Origin of the sequence: Candidatus Thiosymbion oneisti, assembly GCF_004359955.1 — a bacterium.
Taxonomy (GTDB): Bacteria; Pseudomonadota; Gammaproteobacteria; order Chromatiales; family Chromatiaceae; genus Thiosymbion; species Thiosymbion oneisti.
Genome location: NZ_SMSC01000187.1, coordinates 1 through 274, shown reverse-complemented (window position 1 = coordinate 274; position 274 = coordinate 1). Strand labels below are relative to the sequence as shown.

Genomic DNA, 274 nt, shown 5'->3' with positions numbered 1-274 from the left:
CGGCTGAGCTGGTTCTGATCGTTGCCGGCGTTGGTGACCTGGTGATGCACGATGAGCTTATGTTTGTGATCCACACCGCTTGGTACGTTGTCGCCGGTGACGTGCTGTTTTCCCTTATTCAAGGCCCGCGCATCGGGGTCGGTACGCGAGCGCTGGGTCTCACCGCTTTCCTCTAGCTGCTTGCGTTGCGCCTGCTGGCGGGCCTGGCGCGCCTTGAGTTCCTCCAACTTGCTCGCCAGCGTGGGGTCTTCACCCAAGTCGAGCGCCCGAACGT

1 pseudogene is annotated in these 274 nt (G+C 62.0%); it reads right to left on the bottom strand.

The annotated features are described in order from the left end of the window. Nucleotides 1-274 (bottom strand): annotated as a pseudogene (locus E1958_RS20675) (hypothetical protein); the annotation flags it as partial.